At 71.8% G+C, this 21,283-nt stretch carries 21 protein-coding genes and 1 tRNA gene; 11 read left to right on the top strand and 11 right to left on the bottom strand.

Going from position 1 to position 21,283, the window contains the following annotated elements; genetic code table 11:
• Positions 1 to 160 precede the first annotated feature (160 nt).
• Entirely contained in the window at positions 161 to 1,390 is a 1,230-nt protein-coding gene (locus ACIQFZ_RS03520; protein WP_402690512.1) for an amidase domain-containing protein, read from the top strand.
• A gap of 31 nt (positions 1,391 to 1,421) precedes the next feature.
• Here ACIQFZ_RS03520 and ACIQFZ_RS03515 read toward each other — a convergent pair whose 3' ends face one another.
• On the bottom strand, positions 1,422 to 2,840 hold the full coding sequence (locus ACIQFZ_RS03515) for a hypothetical protein (protein ID WP_365775828.1): 1,419 nt from the start codon (positions 2,838 to 2,840) through the stop codon (positions 1,422 to 1,424).
• Between the two features lie 69 nt (positions 2,841 to 2,909).
• Positions 2,910 to 3,680, bottom strand: a complete 771-nt coding sequence (locus tag ACIQFZ_RS03510; RefSeq protein ID WP_383062022.1) for a DUF4097 family beta strand repeat-containing protein — start codon at positions 3,678 to 3,680, stop codon at positions 2,910 to 2,912.
• 249 nt (positions 3,681 to 3,929) lie between these two features.
• On the opposite strand from ACIQFZ_RS03510, the gene ACIQFZ_RS03505 reads away from it, so the two are divergent.
• Positions 3,930 to 4,475 carry a hypothetical protein gene (locus tag ACIQFZ_RS03505; protein WP_402690511.1) on the top strand — a complete coding sequence of 182 codons (546 nt, stop codon included), beginning with the start codon at positions 3,930 to 3,932 and terminating at the stop codon, positions 4,473 to 4,475.
• A tRNA-Val gene (locus ACIQFZ_RS03500) sits at positions 4,455 to 4,526 on the top strand. Before ACIQFZ_RS03505 ends, ACIQFZ_RS03500 begins: the two co-directional genes overlap by 21 nt.
• Positions 4,527 to 4,599: 73 nt before the next feature.
• On the opposite strand, the gene ACIQFZ_RS03495 is transcribed toward ACIQFZ_RS03500, so the two are convergent.
• Positions 4,600 to 4,947: a hypothetical protein gene (locus ACIQFZ_RS03495; protein WP_383062018.1), complete on the bottom strand. Its 348-nt coding sequence runs from the start codon at positions 4,945 to 4,947 to the stop codon at positions 4,600 to 4,602.
• Between the two features lie 158 nt (positions 4,948 to 5,105).
• Between ACIQFZ_RS03495 and ACIQFZ_RS03490 the strand changes: the two genes are divergently transcribed.
• A complete protein-coding gene (locus ACIQFZ_RS03490) occupies positions 5,106 to 5,306 on the top strand; it encodes a hypothetical protein (RefSeq protein WP_402690510.1) in 201 nt (66 codons plus the stop codon).
• Positions 5,307 to 5,362: 56 nt separating this feature from the next.
• Positions 5,363 to 5,593, top strand: coding sequence for a DUF2277 domain-containing protein (locus ACIQFZ_RS03485; protein ID WP_361408938.1), 231 nt, complete (start codon positions 5,363 to 5,365; stop codon positions 5,591 to 5,593).
• Between the two features lie 68 nt (positions 5,594 to 5,661).
• Here ACIQFZ_RS03485 and ACIQFZ_RS03480 read toward each other — a convergent pair whose 3' ends face one another.
• Positions 5,662 to 6,300 (bottom strand): VTT domain-containing protein, encoded by a 639-nt coding sequence (locus tag ACIQFZ_RS03480; RefSeq protein ID WP_365434021.1) that lies wholly within the window; start codon positions 6,298 to 6,300, stop codon positions 5,662 to 5,664.
• 226 nt (positions 6,301 to 6,526) lie between these two features.
• Positions 6,527 to 7,180, bottom strand: a complete 654-nt coding sequence (locus tag ACIQFZ_RS03475; protein WP_365434024.1) for an HNH endonuclease family protein — start codon at positions 7,178 to 7,180, stop codon at positions 6,527 to 6,529.
• Between the two features lie 431 nt (positions 7,181 to 7,611).
• Between ACIQFZ_RS03475 and ACIQFZ_RS03470 the strand changes: the two genes are divergently transcribed.
• On the top strand, positions 7,612 to 8,190 hold the full coding sequence (locus tag ACIQFZ_RS03470) for a TMEM165/GDT1 family protein (RefSeq protein ID WP_141361291.1): 579 nt from the start codon (positions 7,612 to 7,614) through the stop codon (positions 8,188 to 8,190).
• A 403-nt stretch (positions 8,191 to 8,593) separates the two neighbouring features.
• Positions 8,594 to 9,253 carry an HAD-IA family hydrolase gene (locus ACIQFZ_RS03465; RefSeq protein ID WP_361408948.1) on the top strand — a complete coding sequence of 220 codons (660 nt, stop codon included), beginning with the start codon at positions 8,594 to 8,596 and terminating at the stop codon, positions 9,251 to 9,253.
• 89 nt (positions 9,254 to 9,342) lie between these two features.
• Here ACIQFZ_RS03465 and ACIQFZ_RS03460 read toward each other — a convergent pair whose 3' ends face one another.
• Entirely contained in the window at positions 9,343 to 10,374 is a 1,032-nt protein-coding gene (locus tag ACIQFZ_RS03460) for a peptidoglycan-binding protein (RefSeq protein ID WP_402690509.1), read from the bottom strand.
• 840 nt (positions 10,375 to 11,214) lie between these two features.
• Here ACIQFZ_RS03460 and ACIQFZ_RS03455 point away from each other — a divergent pair.
• Complete coding sequence (locus tag ACIQFZ_RS03455; RefSeq protein ID WP_402690508.1) at positions 11,215 to 13,431, top strand: MDR family MFS transporter; 2,217 nt, start codon at positions 11,215 to 11,217, stop codon at positions 13,429 to 13,431.
• Positions 13,432 to 13,500: 69 nt separating this feature from the next.
• Here ACIQFZ_RS03455 and ACIQFZ_RS03450 read toward each other — a convergent pair whose 3' ends face one another.
• Positions 13,501 to 14,001, bottom strand: coding sequence for a GNAT family N-acetyltransferase (locus ACIQFZ_RS03450; RefSeq protein WP_402690507.1), 501 nt, complete (start codon positions 13,999 to 14,001; stop codon positions 13,501 to 13,503).
• 96 nt (positions 14,002 to 14,097) lie between these two features.
• A complete protein-coding gene (locus ACIQFZ_RS03445; protein ID WP_365418135.1) occupies positions 14,098 to 14,502 on the bottom strand; it encodes a DUF1992 domain-containing protein in 405 nt (134 codons plus the stop codon).
• Positions 14,503 to 14,602: 100 nt separating this feature from the next.
• On the opposite strand from ACIQFZ_RS03445, the gene ACIQFZ_RS03440 reads away from it, so the two are divergent.
• On the top strand, positions 14,603 to 14,995 hold the full coding sequence (locus tag ACIQFZ_RS03440; RefSeq protein WP_402690506.1) for a hypothetical protein: 393 nt from the start codon (positions 14,603 to 14,605) through the stop codon (positions 14,993 to 14,995).
• Positions 14,996 to 15,038: 43 nt separating this feature from the next.
• On the opposite strand, the gene ACIQFZ_RS03435 is transcribed toward ACIQFZ_RS03440, so the two are convergent.
• Together ACIQFZ_RS03435 and ACIQFZ_RS03430 are read right to left on the bottom strand one after the other, a co-directional pair.
• Positions 15,039 to 15,710 carry an O-methyltransferase gene (locus tag ACIQFZ_RS03435; RefSeq protein WP_383057562.1) on the bottom strand — a complete coding sequence of 224 codons (672 nt, stop codon included), beginning with the start codon at positions 15,708 to 15,710 and terminating at the stop codon, positions 15,039 to 15,041.
• A 276-nt stretch (positions 15,711 to 15,986) separates the two neighbouring features.
• Positions 15,987 to 17,351 carry an MFS transporter gene (locus ACIQFZ_RS03430; protein WP_365418129.1) on the bottom strand — a complete coding sequence of 455 codons (1,365 nt, stop codon included), beginning with the start codon at positions 17,349 to 17,351 and terminating at the stop codon, positions 15,987 to 15,989.
• Between the two features lie 413 nt (positions 17,352 to 17,764).
• Between ACIQFZ_RS03430 and ACIQFZ_RS03425 the strand changes: the two genes are divergently transcribed.
• Both ACIQFZ_RS03425 and ACIQFZ_RS03420 read left to right on the top strand, forming a co-directional pair.
• Positions 17,765 to 19,798, top strand: a complete 2,034-nt coding sequence (locus tag ACIQFZ_RS03425; protein ID WP_402690505.1) for a bifunctional glycosyltransferase 87/phosphatase PAP2 family protein — start codon at positions 17,765 to 17,767, stop codon at positions 19,796 to 19,798.
• Between the two features lie 442 nt (positions 19,799 to 20,240).
• The gene (locus ACIQFZ_RS03420; RefSeq protein ID WP_383057558.1) at positions 20,241 to 20,594 is read left to right on the top strand and encodes a LuxR C-terminal-related transcriptional regulator; all 354 of its coding nucleotides are present in this window, start codon (positions 20,241 to 20,243) and stop codon (positions 20,592 to 20,594) included.
• A gap of 101 nt (positions 20,595 to 20,695) precedes the next feature.
• Here the strand turns inward: ACIQFZ_RS03420 and ACIQFZ_RS03415 are convergent, their stop codons facing one another.
• Complete coding sequence (locus ACIQFZ_RS03415) at positions 20,696 to 21,175, bottom strand: DUF3515 family protein (RefSeq protein ID WP_365418120.1); 480 nt, start codon at positions 21,173 to 21,175, stop codon at positions 20,696 to 20,698.
• Between the last annotated feature and the right edge of the window lie 108 nt (positions 21,176 to 21,283).

The raw sequence follows: 21,283 nt of genomic DNA, 5'->3' as shown, positions 1-21,283 counted from the left end.
TGGACCCCACTTCACAGCAGCTCCACACCGCATGCGAAGATGCCGTCGCCCGGTAGGTCTACCGGCGTAGAGGGGAACACCATTGAAATCAAGAAAATTAAGCCGTAAACGGCGTCGCGCCACCATAGTCTCGGCGGCGGCCGCCTCGGTCGTCGCCGGCGTGGCGCTGGTGCCCAACTGGAGCGCGGGCGCGGCGGTCATCGACGACCCGACGGTGGACGCGGGCACCAAGGCCACCTTCCAGAAGCTGGCCGACGCGGTCTTCACCGACCGCACCCAGGCCCTGGTGGACGACGCCCCGGGAAGCAAGGGACGCCACCACCGGCTGACGTCCGGCTTCTCCGGCAAGGTCCGCCTGTCCGGCACGCAGTCGCGCGAGGAGACCTCCGCCCTGGACCAACTGCGCGGCCGCAAGGCACGGCTCGCGAAGCTGGGTGAGAAGTACAGCGCCGCCAAGACCAGCGTCTCGCTGGACGCCACCCAGGTGCAGGGCCGCGACGCCAAGGTCGCCGTCACCGAGACCACGACCCTGACGTACCGGAAGATCCGCGGCAACGAGCCGAAGACCACCGGCTTCCAGGCCCACCACGAGCTGACGTTCCGGGCCGACCAGCAGGGCAACTGGCAACTGACCGGCATCCGCGACACGGACGACGGCGTCGCCGTCAACCAGATCGCCGCACCGCCCGTCGTCACGCCGCCCACCGCGAAGCCGTCGACCACGGCACCGACCGCGAAGGCCTCGACCAAGGCGCCCACCCCGGCCCCGACCACCCAGGCCCCGAGCACCGCGGCTCCGACCACCGCGGCCCCGGCTGCCTCCACCGTCGCCGCCGACGGCAACCCGCCCTCGGCCCCCCGCGCGGCCATCACCGCGAACCCGCCCGCCGCGCCGAAGAACCTCACCGGCGGCGCCTACGACTACAAGGCCATGGCGGCGTACGCGACGAAGTACTGGAACAACTACAACCCCGACTACCCCGACTTCAACGGGGCGGGAGCCGGCGGCGACTGCACCAACTTCGTCAGCCAGTCCCTCAAGGCGGGCGGCTGGAAGCACGAACCCGGCTACACGTACGACTTCCACAAGTGGTTCGGGAACTCCGAGATCCAGTCGGACTCGTTCGTCGGCGTCAACGAGTTCTCCTGGTTCGCCCTGTCCGCCAAGCGGGTCACCAGCCTCGCCAACGTCTACCAGATGGACATCGGCGACGTGCTCCAGGTGGACTTCAACCGGGACGGGTCCAAGGACCACTCCATGATCGTCACGTCCCGCACCACGCAGGGCGTGCCCTACCTGTCGTACCACTCCACCAACACCTACAACAGGTCGGTGGCGAGCATCATCGCCTCCTACCCGGACGCGTACTACTACGCCTACCGGACCTGAGCGGTGCCTTCCGGGAGCGGGGAACGGGCCGTCAGTGGCCGGCTCCCCGCTCCTCGCGGATCCGGGACACCACCGCGGCCACCGTCTGCCGGACCGCCTCGGTCTCCGTCAGGAAGTGCCAGTAGTCGGGATGGCGGCCCTCCAACGAGGCCACCGCCCGCTCCAGCCGGCCCACCGAGTCGTCCAGCGGACGGGCGTGCCGCGGATCCGGCGTCGTACGGCCCGACATGGCCAGCCGCTGCGCGTCCCGGATCGCGAACCGGGTCCGCTCGACCTCCGCCTGCGGGTCCTTCTGCACCGAATTCAGCCGCCGCAGCCGGTCCCCGGCGGCCGACACCGCCTCGTCGGTGGTGTTCAGCAGCGCCCGCACCGTCGACAGCAGCGCCGTCGCGTCCGGCCAGCGCTGGGCGTCCCGCGCGGCCTGCGCCTCGCGCAGCTTCGCCTCCGCCTCCCGCACACTCCCGGCGGCCTGCTCCGGCACCTGCTGCAGATCCTGCCAGCAGGCGACCGTGAACCGCCGCCGCAGCTCGCTGAGCACCGGCTCCACCTGCCCGGCGCGCGTACTCAGCGCCTGCGCCCGGGTGCGCAGCGACACCAGCCGGTGATCGATCTCGGCGGCCTGCTCCGGCAGCCGCACCGCGTCCGCCCGGATCGCCTCCGCCTCCCGCGCCACCCGCTCGGCGCGCTCCAGCGTCGGCTGCACGCCGTGCTGCCCCGCGCCCTGGTTGAGCCTGGTCAGCTCGGGGGAGAGCGCGGCGAGCCGGGCGGCCAGGTCGTCCGCCCCGAGCCCGGAGCCGCGGACGTCGTCCAGCGCGCCGGCGGCGGCGCTCAGGGCCTGCCGGGCGCGCTCCACGGCGGGCGCCACCCGCGCCAGTTGGGTCTCCGCCTTGCCGAGCAGCGGCCCGAGGCCACTGCCGAAACGGTCCAGGTCCCTTTTGACACCCAGCAGTTCGTCCTTGGCGGCGGTCAGGTCGACACGCGCCCGGGAGGCGACGGAGGCCTCCAGGTCGTCGCGGTCCAGGTCCTGGGCGTCGACGGCCTGGATGTAACGCTGACTCACCTCGTCGATGCGTCGGCCCAGCGCCTCGAAGTCGGCGACCGCGCGGCGGGCGTCCGCGGAGTCGTCGACGGCCGTGATCGTCTCGATCGAGATCCGCAGGTCGCGCTGGGCGCTGTCCAGCTCGTAGAAGGCGGCCGCGGCGGCGTCCTTGGCGGCCTGCGCCTCGGCCCGCTGGGTCTCGGCCCGCCCGCCGAACCAGCGCCGGGTGCCGCCGCCCGCGAAGGCGGCCGGCAGCGCGAGCAGGGCGAGCACCGGCAGGCCCATCAGTACGAGGACGTCACGGACGTCACGGGCGGCCGAGGCGCGCGCCGGGCTCGGACATGCGCTCCGAGGCCGGGGCCGTGTATACGGCGAGTGCGGCTGTACGGGGGTCGCCGGTGTCGCCGTCACATCCCTCTCCTGTCGTCCGCCATGCGTATGGTCATTCTCCCATTCGCGGCGGACGAACACACGGGCCGGTCAGTCAGCCGTACGAACTGTGATCCTTCCGTCGCCGGTGGTCGCGGACACCACATGAGAGCTGGCGTCGTCCCGGGGCACGGAGACGTCCATCGAGCCGTCGCCGGTCTTCGTCGTCACCCGGTATGCGGCGTGCGGCAGCACCAGGCTGACGGAGCCGTCCCCGGAACTCGTCTCCACCCGGTCCGGCACGGCGGCCAGTTCGAGGCGGACCGAGCCGTCGCCGGTGGTGGCCCGCACCCGGCGCGAGGAGACCTTCGCCCGTACGGTCCCGTCGCCGGAGCGCAGCTCCAGGGGCCCGGTGGAGTCGGTGACGTGCACGGATCCGTCGCCGGTACGGATGCTCAGCGCGTCCTTGAACCCGCGCGCCCGCACGCTGCCGTCGCGGTCCTCGACCTTCACGGCGATCCCGCGCGGGACCTCGATCCGGTGCTTGGCCGAGCAGTCGGCGACGACCCCCGAGCACTTCATCCGCAGCACCAGCCGGTCGTCCTTCATGGACCAGGTCACCCTCGGATCGTCCCCGACCAGGACGGAGCCGCGGAACCAGCGGGTGACCTCCACGGTCCCCGCCTTCGCCGAATCGGCGGCGACGATCTCCAGCGCCGAGTCGTCCGAGTCGACGGTCAGGGTGTTCCCGTGCAGGGCGAAGGAGCGCCGGTCGGGGCTGGTGTCGTCCTCGGCGGAGCCCCCGCAGGCCGTGGCCGTGGCGACCAGGACCACGACGACACCGGCGACGGCGGCGACACGAGCGGGCACGGAACGGGACATGACGATCTCCCCCTGATGACGGACGACGAGCCCCCACGGCTCTGTGAAGACCGTAGAAAGAACCCCCGCCACGGAGAATCCGGCGGGCTACCGGACGGGGGGTGGGGTAAACCCCCCCTCCGGTAGCCCGCTTCGCGAGGCGCACGGACCTGCGGGGGACAGGAGTTCTTGCGTCGAACAGGGTGACCTTTGCGGTCGGTGCTCGTTGGATGCGGAGGAGGAGGCTTCGGGGCCAGTGGGGGTGGCGGGGTGGGCGGACTGCGTGAGGTGACGCCGCCGTTCGTGGTGCCCGGGCCGACCGGCGTGGCGATCCGGACACGACTGCGGGTGTCGTCGGCAGATGCCTCGGTGCTGACCGAGGTGGGCATGTTCCTCGGCTCGCTGGCGTCGCGGGATCTCGCGGCGCGGTCCCGGCAGGGGCTGAGTCACGATGCCGCCTCCTGGGCGGTGCGGAAGCGGGAGCTGACCGAGTCCTCGTCGGCGCGTTGGGCAGGAAGCGTCACCAAGGCGACCCACGACCAGTGGGCTCTGACGCGGCGCGGCCACATGGCCGAGATGGAGTGGCTGCGGGGGCAGATCACACGGATCGAGGCCAGACTGGCCCGTCCACTGGGCGCGAAGGCCGAGAAGCGGGCCGGCGCGGTGCGGGGCTATGCCACCCGGTCGGAGTGGCATGCCAAGTCCCGCCGTCTGCGTGTTCTCCAGAACCGGCTCACCGCTCTGCAGACGGAATGGGCGGAGGGCCGGGTTCAATGTAGGCTGTCGGCTGGTCCCGGGTGCGTAGCTCAGCGGTAGAGCGCCTGCCTTACAAGCAGGATGTCGGCGGTTCGAAACCGTCCGCGCCCACCGGTTGTAGATGAACAGGGCCCAGGTCGGCGGGTTGGAACCCGGAGACCTGGGCCCTTGTCTTTGCGCTTCGCTAGGTCTCGTCCTCGTTGGCCGGGGGCTCGTGGGTGTGTTTCAGGTGGCTGCGGGCCGTGACGCCGTCCGGGCCGGGCAGTTCCGACCAGTAGCGGTGGGTGCTGACGAACACCGCGAGTTCGTGCTCGCGGCGGCGGAGCTTTTCGACCGCGGCCTGCTCGTCGGGTGTCCAGCCCGGTGAGGCCGGCCGCTCCACCTTGCGCCAGCCGCTGTCGTCGCTGAAACCGTCCAGCGGCTCGACCGACCAGGGCAGCCGCTTGAGCAGAGTCGACAGCTCGGCCCGGACCTGGTGCAGCTCCTCCTGACCGGCGAGGAGGTCACTCGGGAAGTCATAGCGCGTAGCCACGGCGCAATGCTACGCCTGTTCGAATTTGGCGCGCGACCGCAATGCGGGGGGTTCATGTGTTCGAGTTCGCCCCGGGTGGCGGGAGCGGTTTTCGAGCAGGGGCTCTTGAGTAGCAACGCGGATGTCGGGGTTGAGGCACGGTCCGTACCGTCTCGGCCATGCAGGACGGTGTGGTCGGGCGTCTCCGGTACGGGGACGTGCAGGTGGTGGTGGCGCAGGGTGTCGTGCCCGTGGTGGCCCTGGGGACCGTCGGCGGGATGCTGCACCCGCGCGGAGGAGCGCGGGTCGCCGCGATCGGGCCGGCGCTGCTGGGCGTGCTGCTCTGCGTGCTGCCGGCCCTCGGCCAGGTCGCCGCCTGAGGATGGTGCGGCAGGGTGCTTGCGCGGTGGGCGCGGGGCGTGCTGACACTGGGGGCATGTGCCGGAGCATCAAGACACTGCGTCCGCCCGCGTTGCCCGAGGAGGCGACCGAGGAGGAGATCCGGGCGGCCGCGTTGCAGTACGTGCGGAAGGTCTCGGGGTTCCGGGCGCCCGCCGCGCACAACCAGGAGGTCTTCGACCGGGCGGTCGATGTGATCGCGCAGGCCACGCAGGAGCTGCTGGCGGGGCTGGAAGTGCGGGGGCAGGCGGCGTCCAGGGCCGGGTGACGGCCGGGTGGCGGCCGGATGGCGGGTGACGGTGAGCGCCGGGTGCGGCGCCCGTCGCCGGCCTTCTCCTACGACGCCTCCGCCGGCTTCAGCGGGCGCCGCATCAGGTACGCCGCTCCCGCGCCCGCGGCGAAGAGCGCCGCCACCGACACGCAGGTCGCCAGCCAGGCGGCGCCCAGCCAGCGGGTGCCGAAGTAGCCGAGGGCCACGCTGTAGGTGGCCCAGGACAGGCCCGCCAGCGCGGACCAGGGCAGGAACTCCCGGATCCGGCGGTGTGCCGCGCCGGCGCTGAAGGAGACCACCGAGCGGCCGGCCGGGGCGAAGCGGGCGAGGATCACCAGCGCGCCGCCGCCACCCCGGGACAGGGCCGCGCCGAGCCGTTCCTGCGCCCTGCTCAGCCGCCGGGAGCGGGAGATCGCGCGGTCGAGGCGCTCGCCGCCGTGCCGGGCCAGGCGGTAGGCGACGAGGTCACCCAGTACGGACGCCGTCGCCGCGCACAGGGTCAGGGCCAGGATGTCGGGCACGTTCTGCGGGACGTGCCCGGTCGCCGCGCCGGTGCCCGCGGCCGCCGCCGTGGCGGCCGTCACTATCAGCACGCCGCTGGGCAGGACCGGCAGGAACACATCCAGCAGTACGGACGCGGCCACCATGACGTAGATCCATGGAGTGCCGGTGAGTGACCCCACCCTCGCCACACTCTCCAGCACCGAGAACTCCCCCCGTCACCCCCGTGAGCCGCGGACCGTGCCGCGGTGTCGCGCGGGAGCGGCAGGAGCGGCCTTGAACAGCCATACAGCGTACGCCGAAGTGTGACAGAAGTTTCACTGGGGGTTGATGTGATTACCGAGGTCCCGGCGTCTGTCCGGCCGGCCTCCGTCGCCCCGGCACGGCGGCGGTACGGGGCGACGGAGGCGGGTGGGGAGAGCCGGGGGATCAGCAGGCGGCGAGGTAGTTCTGGAGCGCGCTCTTCTCGGCCGAGTCGACGGAGAGGTTGTAGTAGTACTTCACCTGCACCCAGGCGCGGACGTAGGTGCAGTGGTACGACGTCTGGGTCGGCATCCACTGCGCCGGGTCCTTGTCGCCCTTCGAGCGGTTGGAGCTGGCCGACACGGCGATCAGCTGGGGGCGGGTCAGGTCGTTGGCGAACGCCTGGCGCTGGGCGGTGGTCCACTTGCTCGCGCCGGAGTCCCAGGCCTCGGAGAGCGGAACGAGGTGATCGATGTCGAGGCTGGAGGAGACGGTGAAGGTGACGCCGTCGTACGCCGACTTCCAGCTGCCGCTGGTGGCCGCGCAGTTGGCGTCGGTGACGACGTTCGAGCCGTCCCGCTGGAGGACCGTCTCGCGGGTGTCGCACTTGCCGCTGATGGTGATCCAGTGCGGGAAGAGGGTGCGATCGTAGCCGGTGTGGTTCGGCGTCGCGACGGTGAGCGAGGCGAGGTAGGTGCGGGCGGTGGCCGCGCTGACGGGGGTGGGGAGGGCCGCGGAGGCGGTCGGGCCGTTCAACAGGCCTATGGAGGCTATGAGTCCGGTGATGGCCGCGACTATGCTGAGGCGTTGACGCGCGTAGAACTTGAACCTGCGGGACATGCGAACTCCCTTGGGGGTGAGGGACGTTGGGTGAGCAGGGGAAGCGAGGGAATGCTCGCCGCGCAGTGTTGCGGGCGGGTGAGTGTGAGGTGAGAAGTTAGTGACGTGTGCATGACACAGCAAGAGGTGCGGCTGGACTTGCCGTTCGCTGTGATGTGGATCTCGATGCCGACCGGGTCGTGCGGGCGGTCGCGTACGATGGGGGCGCGGAAGGGGAGTAGCTCTTCGCCGGACCGTCGACATACTGCTCAGCTCGGCTGAGCCGGCGCCCGGAGGCGGACCTCGTGAGCGAGGTCGGCCAGCGAGACCTTCGGTAAGCAGTGCACGCCCGTGCCGTACGGCAGGGGTGAACCGTGTGCTGCCCTGCCGAGGCGTCTTGTCGCACCAGTCGCAGCACTCTCGGCGGGGTGGCCCCGACCGATTGAGGAACAGTGATCACCTTCAGCGTCCTGGCGCTCGTCTTCGGCGTCGTCTTCCTCGCGGAGCTGCCGGACAAGACGGCACTCGCGGGGCTCGTCCTCGGTACGCGTTACCGGGCCTCGTACGTCTTCGCCGGCGTCGCCGCCGCGTTTCTGCTGCACGTGGTGCTGGCCGTGGCGGCCGGCAGCGTGCTGACGCTTCTGCCGCAGCGGATCGTGCACGCGCTGACGGGCGTGCTGTTCCTCGGTGGCGCGGCCATGCTGCTGCTGAAGAAGGACGACGGTGAGGAGGACGTCCGGCGGCCCGAGGACCAGTCCTTCTGGAAGGTCGCGGGGACGGGGTTCATGCTCATCCTGGTCGCGGAGTTCGGTGACCTCACGCAGATCATGACGGCGAACCTTGCCGCTCGTTACGACGATCCGCTGTCGGTGGGGCTGGGGGCGGTGCTGGCGCTGTGGGCGGTGGCGGGGCTGGGCATCGTGGGCGGCAAGGCGTTGATGCGGCGGGTGCCGCTGGCGTTGATCACGAAGGTTGCGGCGTTGCTGATGGCGGGGTTGGGGGTGTGGAGCCTGTGGGAGGCGGTGGCGTGACGGGGGCTCCGCCCTGGGCTCCGCCCCGGAGCCAGGTGGGGGTGCTGCCCTCAGCGGGCTCGCTTTGCCCACCCACCGCCCGTCTCGGTGGGGTGAGGGTCCCGGTCTGGGGCTCCGCCCCAGGCCCCGGCGGGGGCTCTGCCCCCTGCATCCCCCGGTTTCCCACCCGCCCACCCGTCTCGGTGGGAGGAGGGGTCGGGACTGGGGCTTCGCCCCCTGCGCCCCCCGCTTTGCTCGGCCGCTTCGTTCCCGGCTCCGGGAGTGCGGTGGCCAGATGCCCGGATGTTTTGTACCGTGGAGAAACAAAGTGGCTCCCGTCCGCTTTCCCTGACCGGCGGACGGGGCCGCCTTGTTTCTTCGGGGCGTGCTCCCACGCCCCCTTCGCTGTGTCTTGGAGTTGCCGATGACGGCCACCGCCGTGTTCACCGCCCGCGCCCTCCTGCTGGACATGGACGGCACCCTCGTCAATTCCGACGCCGTCGTCGAGCGGATCTGGCGCCGCTGGGCCGACCGCCACGGGCTGGACGGTGACGAGGTGATGAAGGTCGTCCACGGCCGCCAGGGGCACGCCTCGATGGCACTGCTGCTGCCGGACCGGCCCAAGGAGCAGAACCTCGCCGACAACGCGCGCATGCTCGCCGAGGAGACCTCGGACATGGACGGCGTGATCCCGATCCCCGGGGCGGCGGAGTTCCTCGCGGGGCTGCGCGAGGTGCCGCACGCCCTCGTGACCTCGGCCGACGTGGCCCTGTCCACGGCCCGGATGGCCGCCGCCGGCCTGTCCCTGCCCGACGTACGCGTCACCGCCGAGTCCGTCGGGGCGAGCAAGCCCGACCCCGAGGGCTTCCTGAAGGGCGCCGCCGAACTGGGTGTCGCGCCCGCCGACTGCGTCGTCTTCGAGGACTCCGGAGCGGGGATCGCGGCCGGCCGCGCCGCGGGCATGCGGGTGATCGGCGTCGGCCCGCGCGCCGGGTTCCACCGGCCGGACGCGGTCGTCCCGGACCTGACCCGAGTACGGGTCGAGGCCGTGGGCGACGGGAACGTCCGGCTGCACGTGGCCTAGCGGCGGCACCGGGACGCCCGGGGGCGCCGGTTCCCACGCGGGTCATGCGCGGGTGCCGGCGTCAGCCTGACAGCAACCCGCCCCCCGGCTCAGGGCGCCGTTGTCTCCGACTCCAGGCGCGCCCTCGTCGCCGGTCCGTACACCCCGAGTTCATCGGCGTCGATACCGCGGGACCACTGGTACGCGCGCACGGACTTCTCCAGCCGGCGGCCGAAGACGCCGTCCGCCTTCCCCGGGTAGAGGAACAACTGGGCGAGCCGCAACTGGAGTTCCGTCACCTCGGAGCCCTGGTCGCCGCGGCGCAGTACCGGGGCGGGGGCCGCCGGGGCGCTGGCGCGCATCGTCGTCGGGGTCTGCGTCGGCCCGGCCGGCTCCGACCCCGTGCCGGTGACGTTCCCCTCCTGCGATCCGGACGGCGTCGGCTCCGCCATCCCCGACTCCGACTCCGAGGCCGACGCGGACGGCGAGGCGTTCGCGCCGGGCGACGGCGACTCGCTCGTCGTCGTCGGTGTCGACGACCACGCGTACGACGGTGCGGCGGCCGTCGGCGCGGAGGCCGTGGGTGTCTCCACCCACGCGTCCGGCACGCTCTCCCGTACCTGGCGGGAGGCGTGGTCCCGCTCCGGCGACTCGTAGGAGAACAGCCCGCTCGCGAACCCGGCGCCCGCCACGATCGTGACCACGACCGCGCACGCGGCGAGTACGACGGCGGGGCGGGTCCGCCGGCCGCCGCGGTGGCTGCCCGCCCGGCTCTTGGGACCCCCCGTGCCGGCGATCGGCCCCGGGGTGGCGGCCGGGTCCGCCTTCGTCGCCGTGTCGAACATGCTCACGTCGGCCGCGCTCGGTTCGCCCGGTGGCGGTGCGAACAGGCCGGGTGGGGTGGTGCGGGTCGGCGGCTGCGCGGGGATGGCCCGCAGCGCCATCGTGGACTCGGCGGGGGTTCCCTGCTGTGTCGTCGAGGGTTGGGCGGGGGTTCCCTGCTGTGTCGTCGACGGCTGGGTGGAGGTGCCCGGTTGTGTCGTCGAGGACTCGGTGGGGCCGCCCTGCTGACCTGTCGGCGCATCAGCCTGGGCGGCCTGCCGTGCCGACGCGGCCTCTGAGGGGAGGGCACGCAGCGCCATCGTGGCCTCCGCGGGGGAGGGGGGTCGTGGCTCCTCCCCGGTGGCCCCAGGGGCGGCCCCTGCGGTCTCGGCGGCCCCAGTGGGTCCGATGACTCCGGAAGACCCGGTGGCTCCGGCGGCTTGGGCGGCCCTGGCATCTCCGCCGACTCCAGCAACCCGGGCGTCTCCGACGGATCCGGCGATCCCGGTGGTCCCGGCGTCTCCAGTGACGCCGGCGGCTCCGGTGGCCCCAACGACCCCGGCGGCTCCGGTCGCGTCAGCGGCCCCGCCGGTCCCTGCGACCCCGCCGTCCCCTGCTGGGCCGCCGTCCCCAGCCGGGGCGCCCCCCGGCATGGTGGTGCCCCCTGCCGGGACGCTTCCTGTCGGGGTGCCCCCCGGCATGGTGGTGCCCCCTGCCGGGACGCTTCCTGTCGGGGTGCCCCCTGCCAGCGCGCCGCCCCCTGCCGGGGTGCCGCCCTCCGTCGGGGTGCCGTCACCTGCCAGGGCGCCGCCCCCGGTCAGCGCGCCGCCCTCCGCCGGTGTTTCGCCGATGTCCACGTACGGCCGAATCCGCAGTGGATTGAAGTCCTCCGCTGCCGCGGCTTCGGCCGTTCGGGCGTCGCGGAGAGCGTCGGACGCCCGGCTTCCGCAGGCGCAGGACGGGGTGTTGTCCGTGCCCCGGGGCACCCCGCATTCGGGGCAGGCATGCCCCTTCCGCTCTTCCACGCGTCGGTCCCCTCCCGTACGAACTCCAAGGATTATGCAGATCCTCCACACACCTTCTCCCTGAAGGCCCCCCGGAATGGCGGCTTCCGGGAGGACTCAACAGGCCATAACGGGACACTCCGATGACGATGGGAGATGTCACGAGAGCGTCGGGAGGACTTCATGGCCGGCGATGGGCACGGCAGGACCGGCATGACGGGGACGACGGGCGACGTCCCGGACGGCGACCGGCCGTCGTCGGTCATGCCCGCGTCGCCGCAGCCCCCGCAGTCGCCATACTCGCCGCAGCCCCCACAAGCCCCCCAGCCCCCGCCCGGCGACCCCGCGGCCCCGCCCGAGCAGGTGTCGGGCAACGTCCTCGTCTCGATCGGCGCGCTGCTCCTCGGCATGCTGCTGGCCGCGCTCGACCAGACCATCGTGTCGACCGCACTGCCCACCATCGTCAGCGACCTCGGCGGCCTGGAGCATCTGTCCTGGGTGGTCACGGCGTATCTGCTGGCGTCGACCGCCGCTACTCCGCTGTGGGGCAAGCTCGGTGACCAGTACGGGCGCAAGAAGCTCTTCCAGGCCGCGATCGTGATCTTCCTGATCGGTTCCGCGCTGTGCGGCATGGCGCGGAACATGCCCGAGCTGATCGGGTTCCGGGCGTTGCAGGGCCTGGGCGGCGGCGGGCTGATGGTGCTGTCGATGGCGATCGTCGGCGATGTCGTCTCGCCCCGCGAACGCGGCCGCTACCAGGGCCTGTTCGGTGCCGTGTTCGGCACGACCAGTGTGCTCGGGCCGCTGCTCGGCGGGCTGTTCACCCAGCACCTGAGCTGGCGCTGGGTGTTCTACGTCAACCTGCCCGTCGGCATGGTCGCCCTCGCCGTGATCGCGGCCGCCCTGCGCATCCCGCACCGGTCGCAGCGGCACGTCATCGACTACCTCGGCACCCTCCTCATCGCCTCGGTCGCCACCTGTCTGGTGCTGGTCGCCTCGCTCGGCGGCACCACCTGGGACTGGGGTTCGCCGCAGATCATCGGCCTGGCGGTGGTCGGCGTCGCGCTCGTCCTCGCCTTCCTGGCCGTGGAGGGAAGGGCGGCCGAGCCCGTGCTGCCGCTCAAGCTGTTCCGCATCCGTACGTTCTCCCTCTCCGCGGTCATCAGCTTCATCGTCGGCTTCGCCATGTTCGGCGCGATGACCTACCTGCCGACGTTCCTCCAGGTCGTCCGGGGCATCTCGCCGACGCTGTCCGGGGTGCACATGCTCCCGATGGTGGTCGGCATGCTGTCGGCCTCCACCGGGTCCGGGCAGATCGTCAGCCGCACCGGCCGCTGGAAGGTGTTCCCCGTCGTGGGCACCGCCGTCACCGCGATCGGCCTGCTCCTGCTGCACCAGCTCGACGAGCACAGCTCGACGGCCGTGATGAGCGCCTGCTTCTTCGTCTTCGGCGTGGGCCTCGGTCTCGTCATGCAGGTGCTCGTCCTCATCGTGCAGAACGCCGTCAGCTACGAGGACCTGGGCGTCGCCACTTCCGGCGCCACCTTCTTCCGCTCCATCGGCGCCTCCTTCGGCGTGGCCATCTTCGGCACGGTCTTCGCCGGCCGCCTCGGCGAGAAACTGACCGCCGCCTTCACCGGCGTGCCGCTGCCGCCGGGGGTGTCGGCGAACACGCTGCAGTCCGATCCGCGCGGCATCGCCGCCCTGCCGGTCACGCTGCGCCCGGCGGCCCTGCACGCGTACGCGTCCGCGATCACCGACGTCTTCCTCTACGCCGCCCCGGTCGCCCTCCTCGGCTTCGTGCTGGCCTGGTTCCTGAAGGAGGACCGGCTGCGCGGCTCGGTCACGGCCCCCGACGTCACGGAGACGTACGCGACCAACCCGGTCGAGCGGTCCTCGTACGACGAGGTGTGCCGGGCGCTGTCCGTGCTGGGCACCCGCGAGGGGCGGCGCGAGATCTACCGGGAGATCACCGAGCGAGCGGGCTACGACCTCGACCCCGCGGCGAGCTGGCTGGTGCTGCGGATGAAGAAGTACGGCTGGGTGGAGCCCGCCCTGTTGGCCGAGCGCACCACCATCCCGCTGAGCGTGATCATCGGGGCCACCCGCCAGGTCGAGGAACGGCACCTGGGCGAGCGTCGCGGCGTGGACCTCGTACTGACCGAGGGCGGCCTGGAGGTCGCCGAGCGTCTGGCGCACGCCCGGGAGGAGTCGCTCGCCGGGCTGCTCGGCGACTGGTGGGGGCCGGACCGGCCGACCGGCCTGGTGCAACTGGTGAAGGAGCTGACGGGGGAGCTGTGCGGGTCCGACCGGGAGCGGCCGGACCGGGAGCGGCCGCACGACGACCGGCGGCCGGCTCCCCGCCCGATGTGAGACGTCGGCCGGTGATATCCGTTAGTCATGGGGGGTTGGGGCAGCTCTTTGCCTTCGGGGGATGGAGGGTCAGCGCAGGGCTTTGCCGAACCAGTGCTCGGCGTACGGGTCGTCGTTGTGTCGTCCGTTCTCCGTGTAGCCGAGCCGGGCGTACAGGGTGCGGGCCTCCACGAGGTCGCTGCGGGTGTCCAGGATCATCCGCCGGGCGCCGAGTGCGCGGGCGGCGTCCTCGGCCGCGGCGACCAGTACTGCGGCGCCGCCCTTGCCCCGCATCTCCTCGCGCAGGAACACCCGGGTGAGTTCGGCCCGCTCCGCGTCCAGCAGCCGTACGCCGGCGGTGCCGGCCGGGGTGCCGTCGTACCGTGCGAGGAGCAACTGTCCGGCGGGCGGGGCGAGTTCGGCGCCCGTGGTGGCGGCGATCTCCCGCTCCAGCTCGTCGGGGTCGGTGCGGCGCCCCTTGTGCAGCAGGTACCAGCGGTCGCTGACCTCCGTGTAGTACGCGCGCCACAGCGCCGCAGCCGCGGGGGAGTTGAAGGGCTCGGGTGCGATGGTCCAGGTCACGACCGACATTGTGGGGACGTGGAGGGCGGCGGGCGCAACCGGTTAAAGCGCGCACCGGACGCCCCACGTGCCCACGGGGCCGGGAGACCTGTCGGGCGTCAGGGCCTACTCGGCCGTCCCCCGTCGCCTTCGCCACTCCTGGACGATCTCCTCGACGTCGTACCGCTTCAGGCCCAGTGGTGGGCCCGGTGGAGGTTTCAGCATCATGTCGAGGATCTTGGTGTTGATGTCCGCGATGACGGCGCGGACGATCCGTTCCGAGGGGGCCGCGAGGGCCGCCGCGAGCGCGTCCTCGGCCTGCTTGCGCAGTGCGAGCGACGGCGGCAGGTAGGACAGGCCCTCGCGGGCCATCTTCCGTTTGACCCACCACAGCTCGTCGTACGTCATGTCGTCCGGCAGCGGCTTTCCCGCGCCCGGCAGGCGGTCGAACTCTCCGCGTCCCTGCGCGTCGCGGATCTGCTTGTCGACCCAGGAGCCGAACGCGACACCAGGTGGCTTTCGCTCGGTCATGGGTTCATTGTGCCGGACGCGGCAGGGCCGGGCGTTTTATCATGCGGCGGAGGTACGGCAATCCGGCCGCCGCGCGAAGGACGTCTCAGGGGGAACCCACGTGCTCGAACTGACCATGGCCTCCGTCTCCGGGACGGACGCGGGCGCCACGGCCGGGATGCTCATGGCCGACGCTCCCAGCGAGCCGGGTGCCGCGCTGCGGATGGGCCGGGACCCGGCCGTCTGCCGCCTGGTGACGCCCGACGACTGGCTGTTCGTCTCCCGAGTCCACCTGGACTTCCAGTGCGCGGCCGACGGCACCTGGCAGGTCACCTGGCTGCGCGGCTCCCAGCCGGAGCCGTCGTCCGAGGTCCGGCTGACCATCGGTGAGCACACCCAGCCGCTCGCCTACGGCGGGACCGTCGCGCTGCCCCGGGGCGGATCCGGCGAGATCGTCGTGCAGGACCGTACGAGTCCGCGCAGCGTCAACGTCGGGTTCTTCCACGAGGTATGAGCACCGCGCGGGTGACGGAAGGGCGGCCGGTCGCTTCGGCCGCTCAATCCAGCACCCGCGCCAGCGCGAAGCCGTCGTGGCCCTTGGTGCCGACCGTCTGGATCGCCGTGCCGTCCAGTCTGGGGTGTTCGGCGATGAGTTCGAGGGCGGCCCGGGTACCGAGCACGCTCGGGTCGGTGCTGGTGGGGTCGGTGACGTGGCCGCCGCGTACGACGTTGTCCAGGATGATCAGGCTGCCGGTGCGGGTCAGGCGCAGGGCCCACTCCACGTAGTGCTGGTTGTTGGCCTTGTCGGCGTCGATGAAGACCAGGTCGAAGGGCGGCGGGTTCTCGTCGGCGAGCTGGGGCAGCGACTCCAGGGCCGGACCCACCCGCACCTCGGCGACCCGGTCCAGACCGGCGCGCGCGATGTTGCGGCGGGCCACGTCGGCGTGGCGCGGGTCGTACTCGAGGGAGATCAGCAGTCCGTCGGCGGGCAGCGCGCGGCCCAGCCAGATGGTGCTGTAGCCGCCGAGCGTGCCGATCTCCAGGATGGCGTGGGCGCCCTGGACCTGGGCGAGGAGGTGCAGCAGCTTGCCCTGGTTCGGGGTGACGTTGATGTGCGGCAGTCCCTCCGCGTCGCTGTCGCGCAGCGCGGCCTGAAGGGGTTCGTCCTCCGGGGAGAGCAGAGTGGTGAAGTAGGCGTCCACGTCGTCCCACAGCTGCGAGTCGCTCATGCACCAAGCCTTTCGTATGTCTAGTTAGATTCTCTAACTAGCCGGGCTAACGAATATAGCCGGGTGCGGTGGTGGTGTCAGGCAATGTCAGTCGTTCGGGGGCGGCCCGTGGGTCCGGGCTGCCTGAGGGCCGTGACGACAGCGGCCCTCGGGTTGCAGCGGCAGCCGCCGGGCTGCAAGGTCAGCCGCCTTCGGGACGCAACGGCACCGCCGCCCCGGCAGGAGCCGGGGCGGCGGTGGGAAGTCGAGTGGGCCGGGCGGCCGGAAGGAGGGGGCTTACGCCTCCACCGACGGCGCCGACCCCGGCAGTGGCCGGCCCGCGGACTCCGCCATGAACCAGACGGCCACGCCGCCGATCAGCGAGGCCGCCATCATGTAGTAGGCGGGCATCATCAGGTTGCCGGTCGCGCCGATCAGGGCGGTGACCACCAGTGGGGTCGTCCCGCCGAACAGCGAGACGGAGACGTTGAAGCCGATCGACAGCGAGCCGTAGCGGACCCGGGTCGGGAACAGCGCCGGCAGGGCGGACGGCATCGCGGCCGTGAAGCAGACCAGGAGCAGGCCCAGGGCGGCCATGCCCAGGCCGACCGCCGCCAGGCTGCCCTGGCGGATCAGAAGCAGCGCGGGGATCGACAGGAACAGGAAGCCCGCACAGCCGGCGGCGATCACCGGACGGCGTCCGATGCGGTCGGTCAGCGCGCCCGCGAACGGCTGGACGATCATCATCAGGGCCATCACGCCGAGCACGACGACCAGACCGTGCGTCTCGTCGTACTTGAGCACGCTGGTCAGATAGCTCGGCATGTACGACAGCAGCATGTAGTCGGTGACGTTGAAGATCAGCACGAGGCCCACGCACAGCAGCATCGCCTTCCACTGGCCGACGATCATCTCGCGCAGCGGCACCTTCGGGCGGTTCGACTCGCACTTCTCCGCCTCGGCCGCGAACGCCGGGGTCTCCTCCAGGCGCATCCGCAGGTAGAGGCCGATGATGCCCATGGGGCCCGCGATCAGGAACGGGATCCGCCAGCCCCAGGAGGTCATCTGGTCGGAGGACAGCAGGGCCGTCATCAGGGTGACCAGGCCCGCGCCGCCGATGTAACCGGCCAGGGTGCCGAACTCCAGCCAGCTGCCGAGGAAGCCGCGCCGCTTGTCCGGGGCGAACTCGGCGATGAAGGTGGACGCCCCCGCGTACTCGCCGCCGGTGGAGAAGCCCTGCACCAGCCGGGCCACGAGCAGCAGCAGCGGCGCTCCGACGCCGATTGTCGCGTAGGACGGGATCAGGCCGATCGCGAAGGTGCCCACGGCCATCATGATCATGGTGAAGGCCAGCACCTTCTGGCGGCCGATGCGGTCGCCCAGCGGGCCGAAGACCATGCCGCCGAACGGGCGGACCAGGAAGGCCGCGGCGAAGGCGCCGAACGTGGAGAGCAACTGCGCCGTCGGGTTGCCGGAGGGGAAGAAGACCTTGCCCAGCGTCACCGCGATGTAGCTGTAGACACCGAAGTCGAACCACTCCATGGCGTTGCCCAGCGCGGCGGCCTTCACGGCGCGCCGGACGAGCGCTGGGTCGGTGACGGTGGTGTGGCGGCTCTTGGTGAGGGAGACGGACCGTGGCGCGGTGACGGTGACAGCTGACAAGGCTTCGCTCGCCTGCCTTTCGACGGGGACAGAGACCAGGCCCGCGCGGCGGCGCTGACGCGGGGGCCGAAAGCAGCCCACCTGGGCAGGCCGAAAATCGACCATACGACTGTCCGTGTCCGTTACGCACCGTACGCACGTCGATGCATACTGCACCTAAATGTTCGATGTGCAGGCACTTAGTCCCCGCACGGACCGTGATTCCCCGCTCCGCACTGTGATCCTTCTCGCGCCCCGGCCGGGGAACCGAACCGTCCGCGCACTATCGTCATCCTGACAAAAGGCGAGCGGACGCCAGGTGAATCGGGGGTAGCCGCGTCCTTCTCCGGGGGAGGTGTGAGCCTCTCGGGAATGGCGAATGGGTTCCCGGCGCGGGAGCGCGCGGGACATACGGGGCGGGAGGCCGAGAGGGCGTGGCGAATGCGGAGCGCAGTGGGGGGCCGGCGGCGGCGTTCGGAGCGGTGGCGGACCCGGCCACGGCACGCCTGCACGCGACCCGCCTGGGTCTGTGGCTGATCGCCGGGATCCTCGCGATACGGCAGGTGGCCGTCGTCCTCGGCACCCCGCGCGGCAGCCGGCTCACCGACCTGGAGACCTGGGTCGGACCCAACGGCGTCCTGCACGTCAAGGGGTCGCTGTACGACTCGACGCAGTTCACCGGTACCCCGTTCGGCGGCCTCGTGCTCAAGCCGCTGACCAGGGCCGCCGAGCAGGCGCTCGGCTGGGGATGGACCTTCGGCACGCTGCTGCTGGTGGTCGCCCTGGGCCTGATCGCCGCCCGCGCCCTGCCCGATCCGGTCGGCCGCCGCACTTCACTGCTGGCCGCGCCCGTCGCGATCAGCCTGCTCATGCTGTCGCTGCCGGTGCGCAACACGCTCTGGCTCGGCCAGACCAGCATCATCCCGGTCCTGCTCGTGCTGCTCGGCTGCTTCGTCGTACGCGGACAGCGGGCCGGGGGCGCGCTGATCGGCCTCGCGGCCGCGCTGCAGCCCACGGTGCTCCTCTTCGCGCCCCTGCTGTGGTTCACCCGGCGCCGGCAGGCCGCCGTCTCCACCGCCGTCACGTTCGCCGCGTGCACCGCGCTCGCCTGGGCCGCGATGCCGCACGACTCCTACACCTACTGGGTCCACCACATGGCGGGCGTGGGCCTCGGCGGCCGCGCCGACGCCCTCGCCAACCAGTCCCTGCACGGCGCCCTGCTCCGGCTCGGCCTGACCGGCCCGCTGGAGACAGGCCTGTTCCTGCTGCTGGGCGCGGCGGTCGCGGTGCTCGGCCTGCGCCGGGCCGTGCGCTACGCCCGCGAAGGCCAGCTCCTGCTCGCCGTCGCGATCACCGGCTGCGCGGCGATAGCCGTGTCGCCCACCACCTGGCAGCACCAGCTGCTGTGGGTGCTCCTCGCGGTCGTCGGCCGGGTCGGCCGCCGCGCCTCCGACCGGTACGTCTGGCCGGTCGCCGTCATCCTCGTCATGACGCTGCCGGCGACGATGATGCTGCCGCACATCGCGGCCCTGAACCCGCTGCGGGACAACATCGTCCTGCTGGCCGCCCTCGCCGCCGCGACGGCCGTGCCGTTCCTGTCCCGCACCTCGGAGCACTACGCCTCACCCGTCCCGACGGAGTACGCGCCCCCGGTCCCGGCCCGCTTCCGACGGGTCCCCCTGCTCCCCTTCCTGCGCCGGGTGCTCACCCGCCCGAACCTGTTCCTCGAACTGCTCCTCATACGTGTCACCTACGCCGCCTACCAGCAGGTACGCCTCGCGGCGACGGGCAGCAGCATCTCCGGCGGCCGGGCCCGTGCCGAGCAGCACGGTCACGAGATCCTCTCCCTCGAGCGCTTCCTGCACATTGACATCGAGCACGCGGTCAACCACGCCGTGGTGAAGATCGGCTGGCTGCGGAACTTCTTCGACTTCTACTACGAGTCCTTCCACTTCGCCGTCCCGCTGACCGTCCTCGGCGTCCTGTGCTGGCGCCGCCCGGTCGACTACCGCTGGGCCCGCGCGGCCCTCGGCTTCGCCACCGTCCTGGCCCTGGTCGGCTTCTGGCTGTACCCCCTGGCCCCGCCCCGCCTGATGCCGACCCTCGGCATCATCGACACGGTCCACGGCGTCCAGGACTTCTCCCAGCCCGACTACGGCACCCTGACGTCCCTGACCAACCAGTACGCCGCGATGCCGTCCCTGCACTTCGGCTGGTCGCTGTGGTGCGGCGTGGTCATCGCAGTCGTCGCCCCCAAGTGGTGGATGAAGGCTCTGGGCCTCCTCCACCCCCTCTTCACGGTCTCGGCCATCGTCGCCACCGGCAACCACTGGGTGCTGGACGCGGTGGGCGGCGCGATCGTCGTCGGCGCGGGCTTCGCGCTGACGTACCTGCTGTCCGGCCCGCGCGCGGTCGCCGCACCCGCCACACCGGAGAGGCAACCGACAGCCGAACTCGTCACCCGCTGACGAGCCGCACAACGAAGGGCCCCGTTGGGTCACGGAAGGCCTCCCGCGTGGCCGGCAGAGGCGTGCCCCGGTACAGGGCACCCGGGTCGCGGTCCAGTTGCTCCCACTCCCGGGCGGACTCCGTCAGCCTGCGGTGCAGGCGCAGGCGTCCCAGGCCGGTGTCCACCCGATGTGAGGTGACGGCGTGTGATCTGCAGCACCTTTGCCCCGGCGGGCGTGGTCGGCCGGTCGGGTGCTGACACAGGGCATTCCACCTGTCGATGCCGCTGTTCAGGCGTCGCGACAAGAGCCCCTTCCAGGACCGAACGCCTATGGGACAAAGGGAGGTTGGGGCCTAGGTAAGGGCGTGCTCGCGAGGTGACCGATGGGTAAGTTGGGATCGGTCCGGCCGCAACCAGGCCACGGGGGTCTGCTGGGAGAAGCCGGGTCAGGAAGGGCCGACATGACCAAACGGTCCGATGTGGTGGATCAGGCCTGCTCGTACCGGCGCACGGGACACAATCCGGAGTGCGGGGTGTGGAGGCTGGAGAGCCTGACCGGGCGGGAGCGGGAAGTGCTTCTGCTGCTCGGGACGGGCTTGGGCAACCGGGAGTTGGCCCGGGAGTTGGGGATCGCGGAGCGCACGGTGAAGGCGCACATCGCGAACATCGTGGACAAGACCGGTCAGCGGACGCGGACGCAGGCTGCGATCGTCGCCGCTCTGGCCCACGACGCGTTGTGCCCGGATCCGGCGTGCGCGCGGCACCTGGCGAGGGTTCCGGTTCCGGGGCGGAGACGTCAGTCCTCCGCCGCATAGCCGCATGGCGGCACAACTGCACAGTCGTACAAGCCGTACAGCAGTACGGCCGTGCAGAGGAGGCTCTGTGCCCGTCCGTCACCGGACGGGCACAGGGCCGGTCACTCCGCCGCGAGGCAGTGGGACGTCGGCGGGATGGGGACGACGAGCCTGGAGAGGTTCACCAAGGCGGCGTCGGTCTTCGTCGCGCCGTCGAAGACCACCTGGGTGGCGGGGGTGCGGCCGTAGGTGACGACGACTTTCCTGCTGCCGGCGGACTGGGCCAGGTCGATGACCCAGTCCACGCCGTCGACCGCGAAACACGGGTCGCCGGTTGGCCCGGGAGGGGTGACTCCGCAGCGCAGCACGATGTCGCGGTCCCCCCAGACGGCGATGCCGGGAAGGTCGCTGTCGCGGCGGGGAAGGCCGCCGAGGGACGCGGGGGCGGCGTCGGTGATGCGGTGGCAGTGCGGGGCGCCGGAGGCCTTCGCGGGGCGTATCCCGGCGTCGGCACCGGTGTCGGCGAAGGCGTAGGCGGTGAGGGCGGCGACGACGCACACTCCCGCGATCAGTGCGGGCCGCGATCGGCGGGTGGAGGGCATGCTCGGGGTCGTCTTCCCGGGGCAGGGGCGGCTGGGTCGGGCGCAACGTTAGGGCATCGGCACGGACGCGGTTGACGCGGCCCGGGTTCATGTCCTTTCGGGCATTGC

The organism is Streptomyces sp. NPDC093064 (assembly GCF_044754605.1).
In the GTDB taxonomy this organism is placed as follows: domain Bacteria; phylum Actinomycetota; class Actinomycetes; order Streptomycetales; family Streptomycetaceae; genus Streptomyces.
Note: the sequence above shows the minus strand (reverse complement) of the source record. Positions and strands in the feature narration are given on the sequence as shown.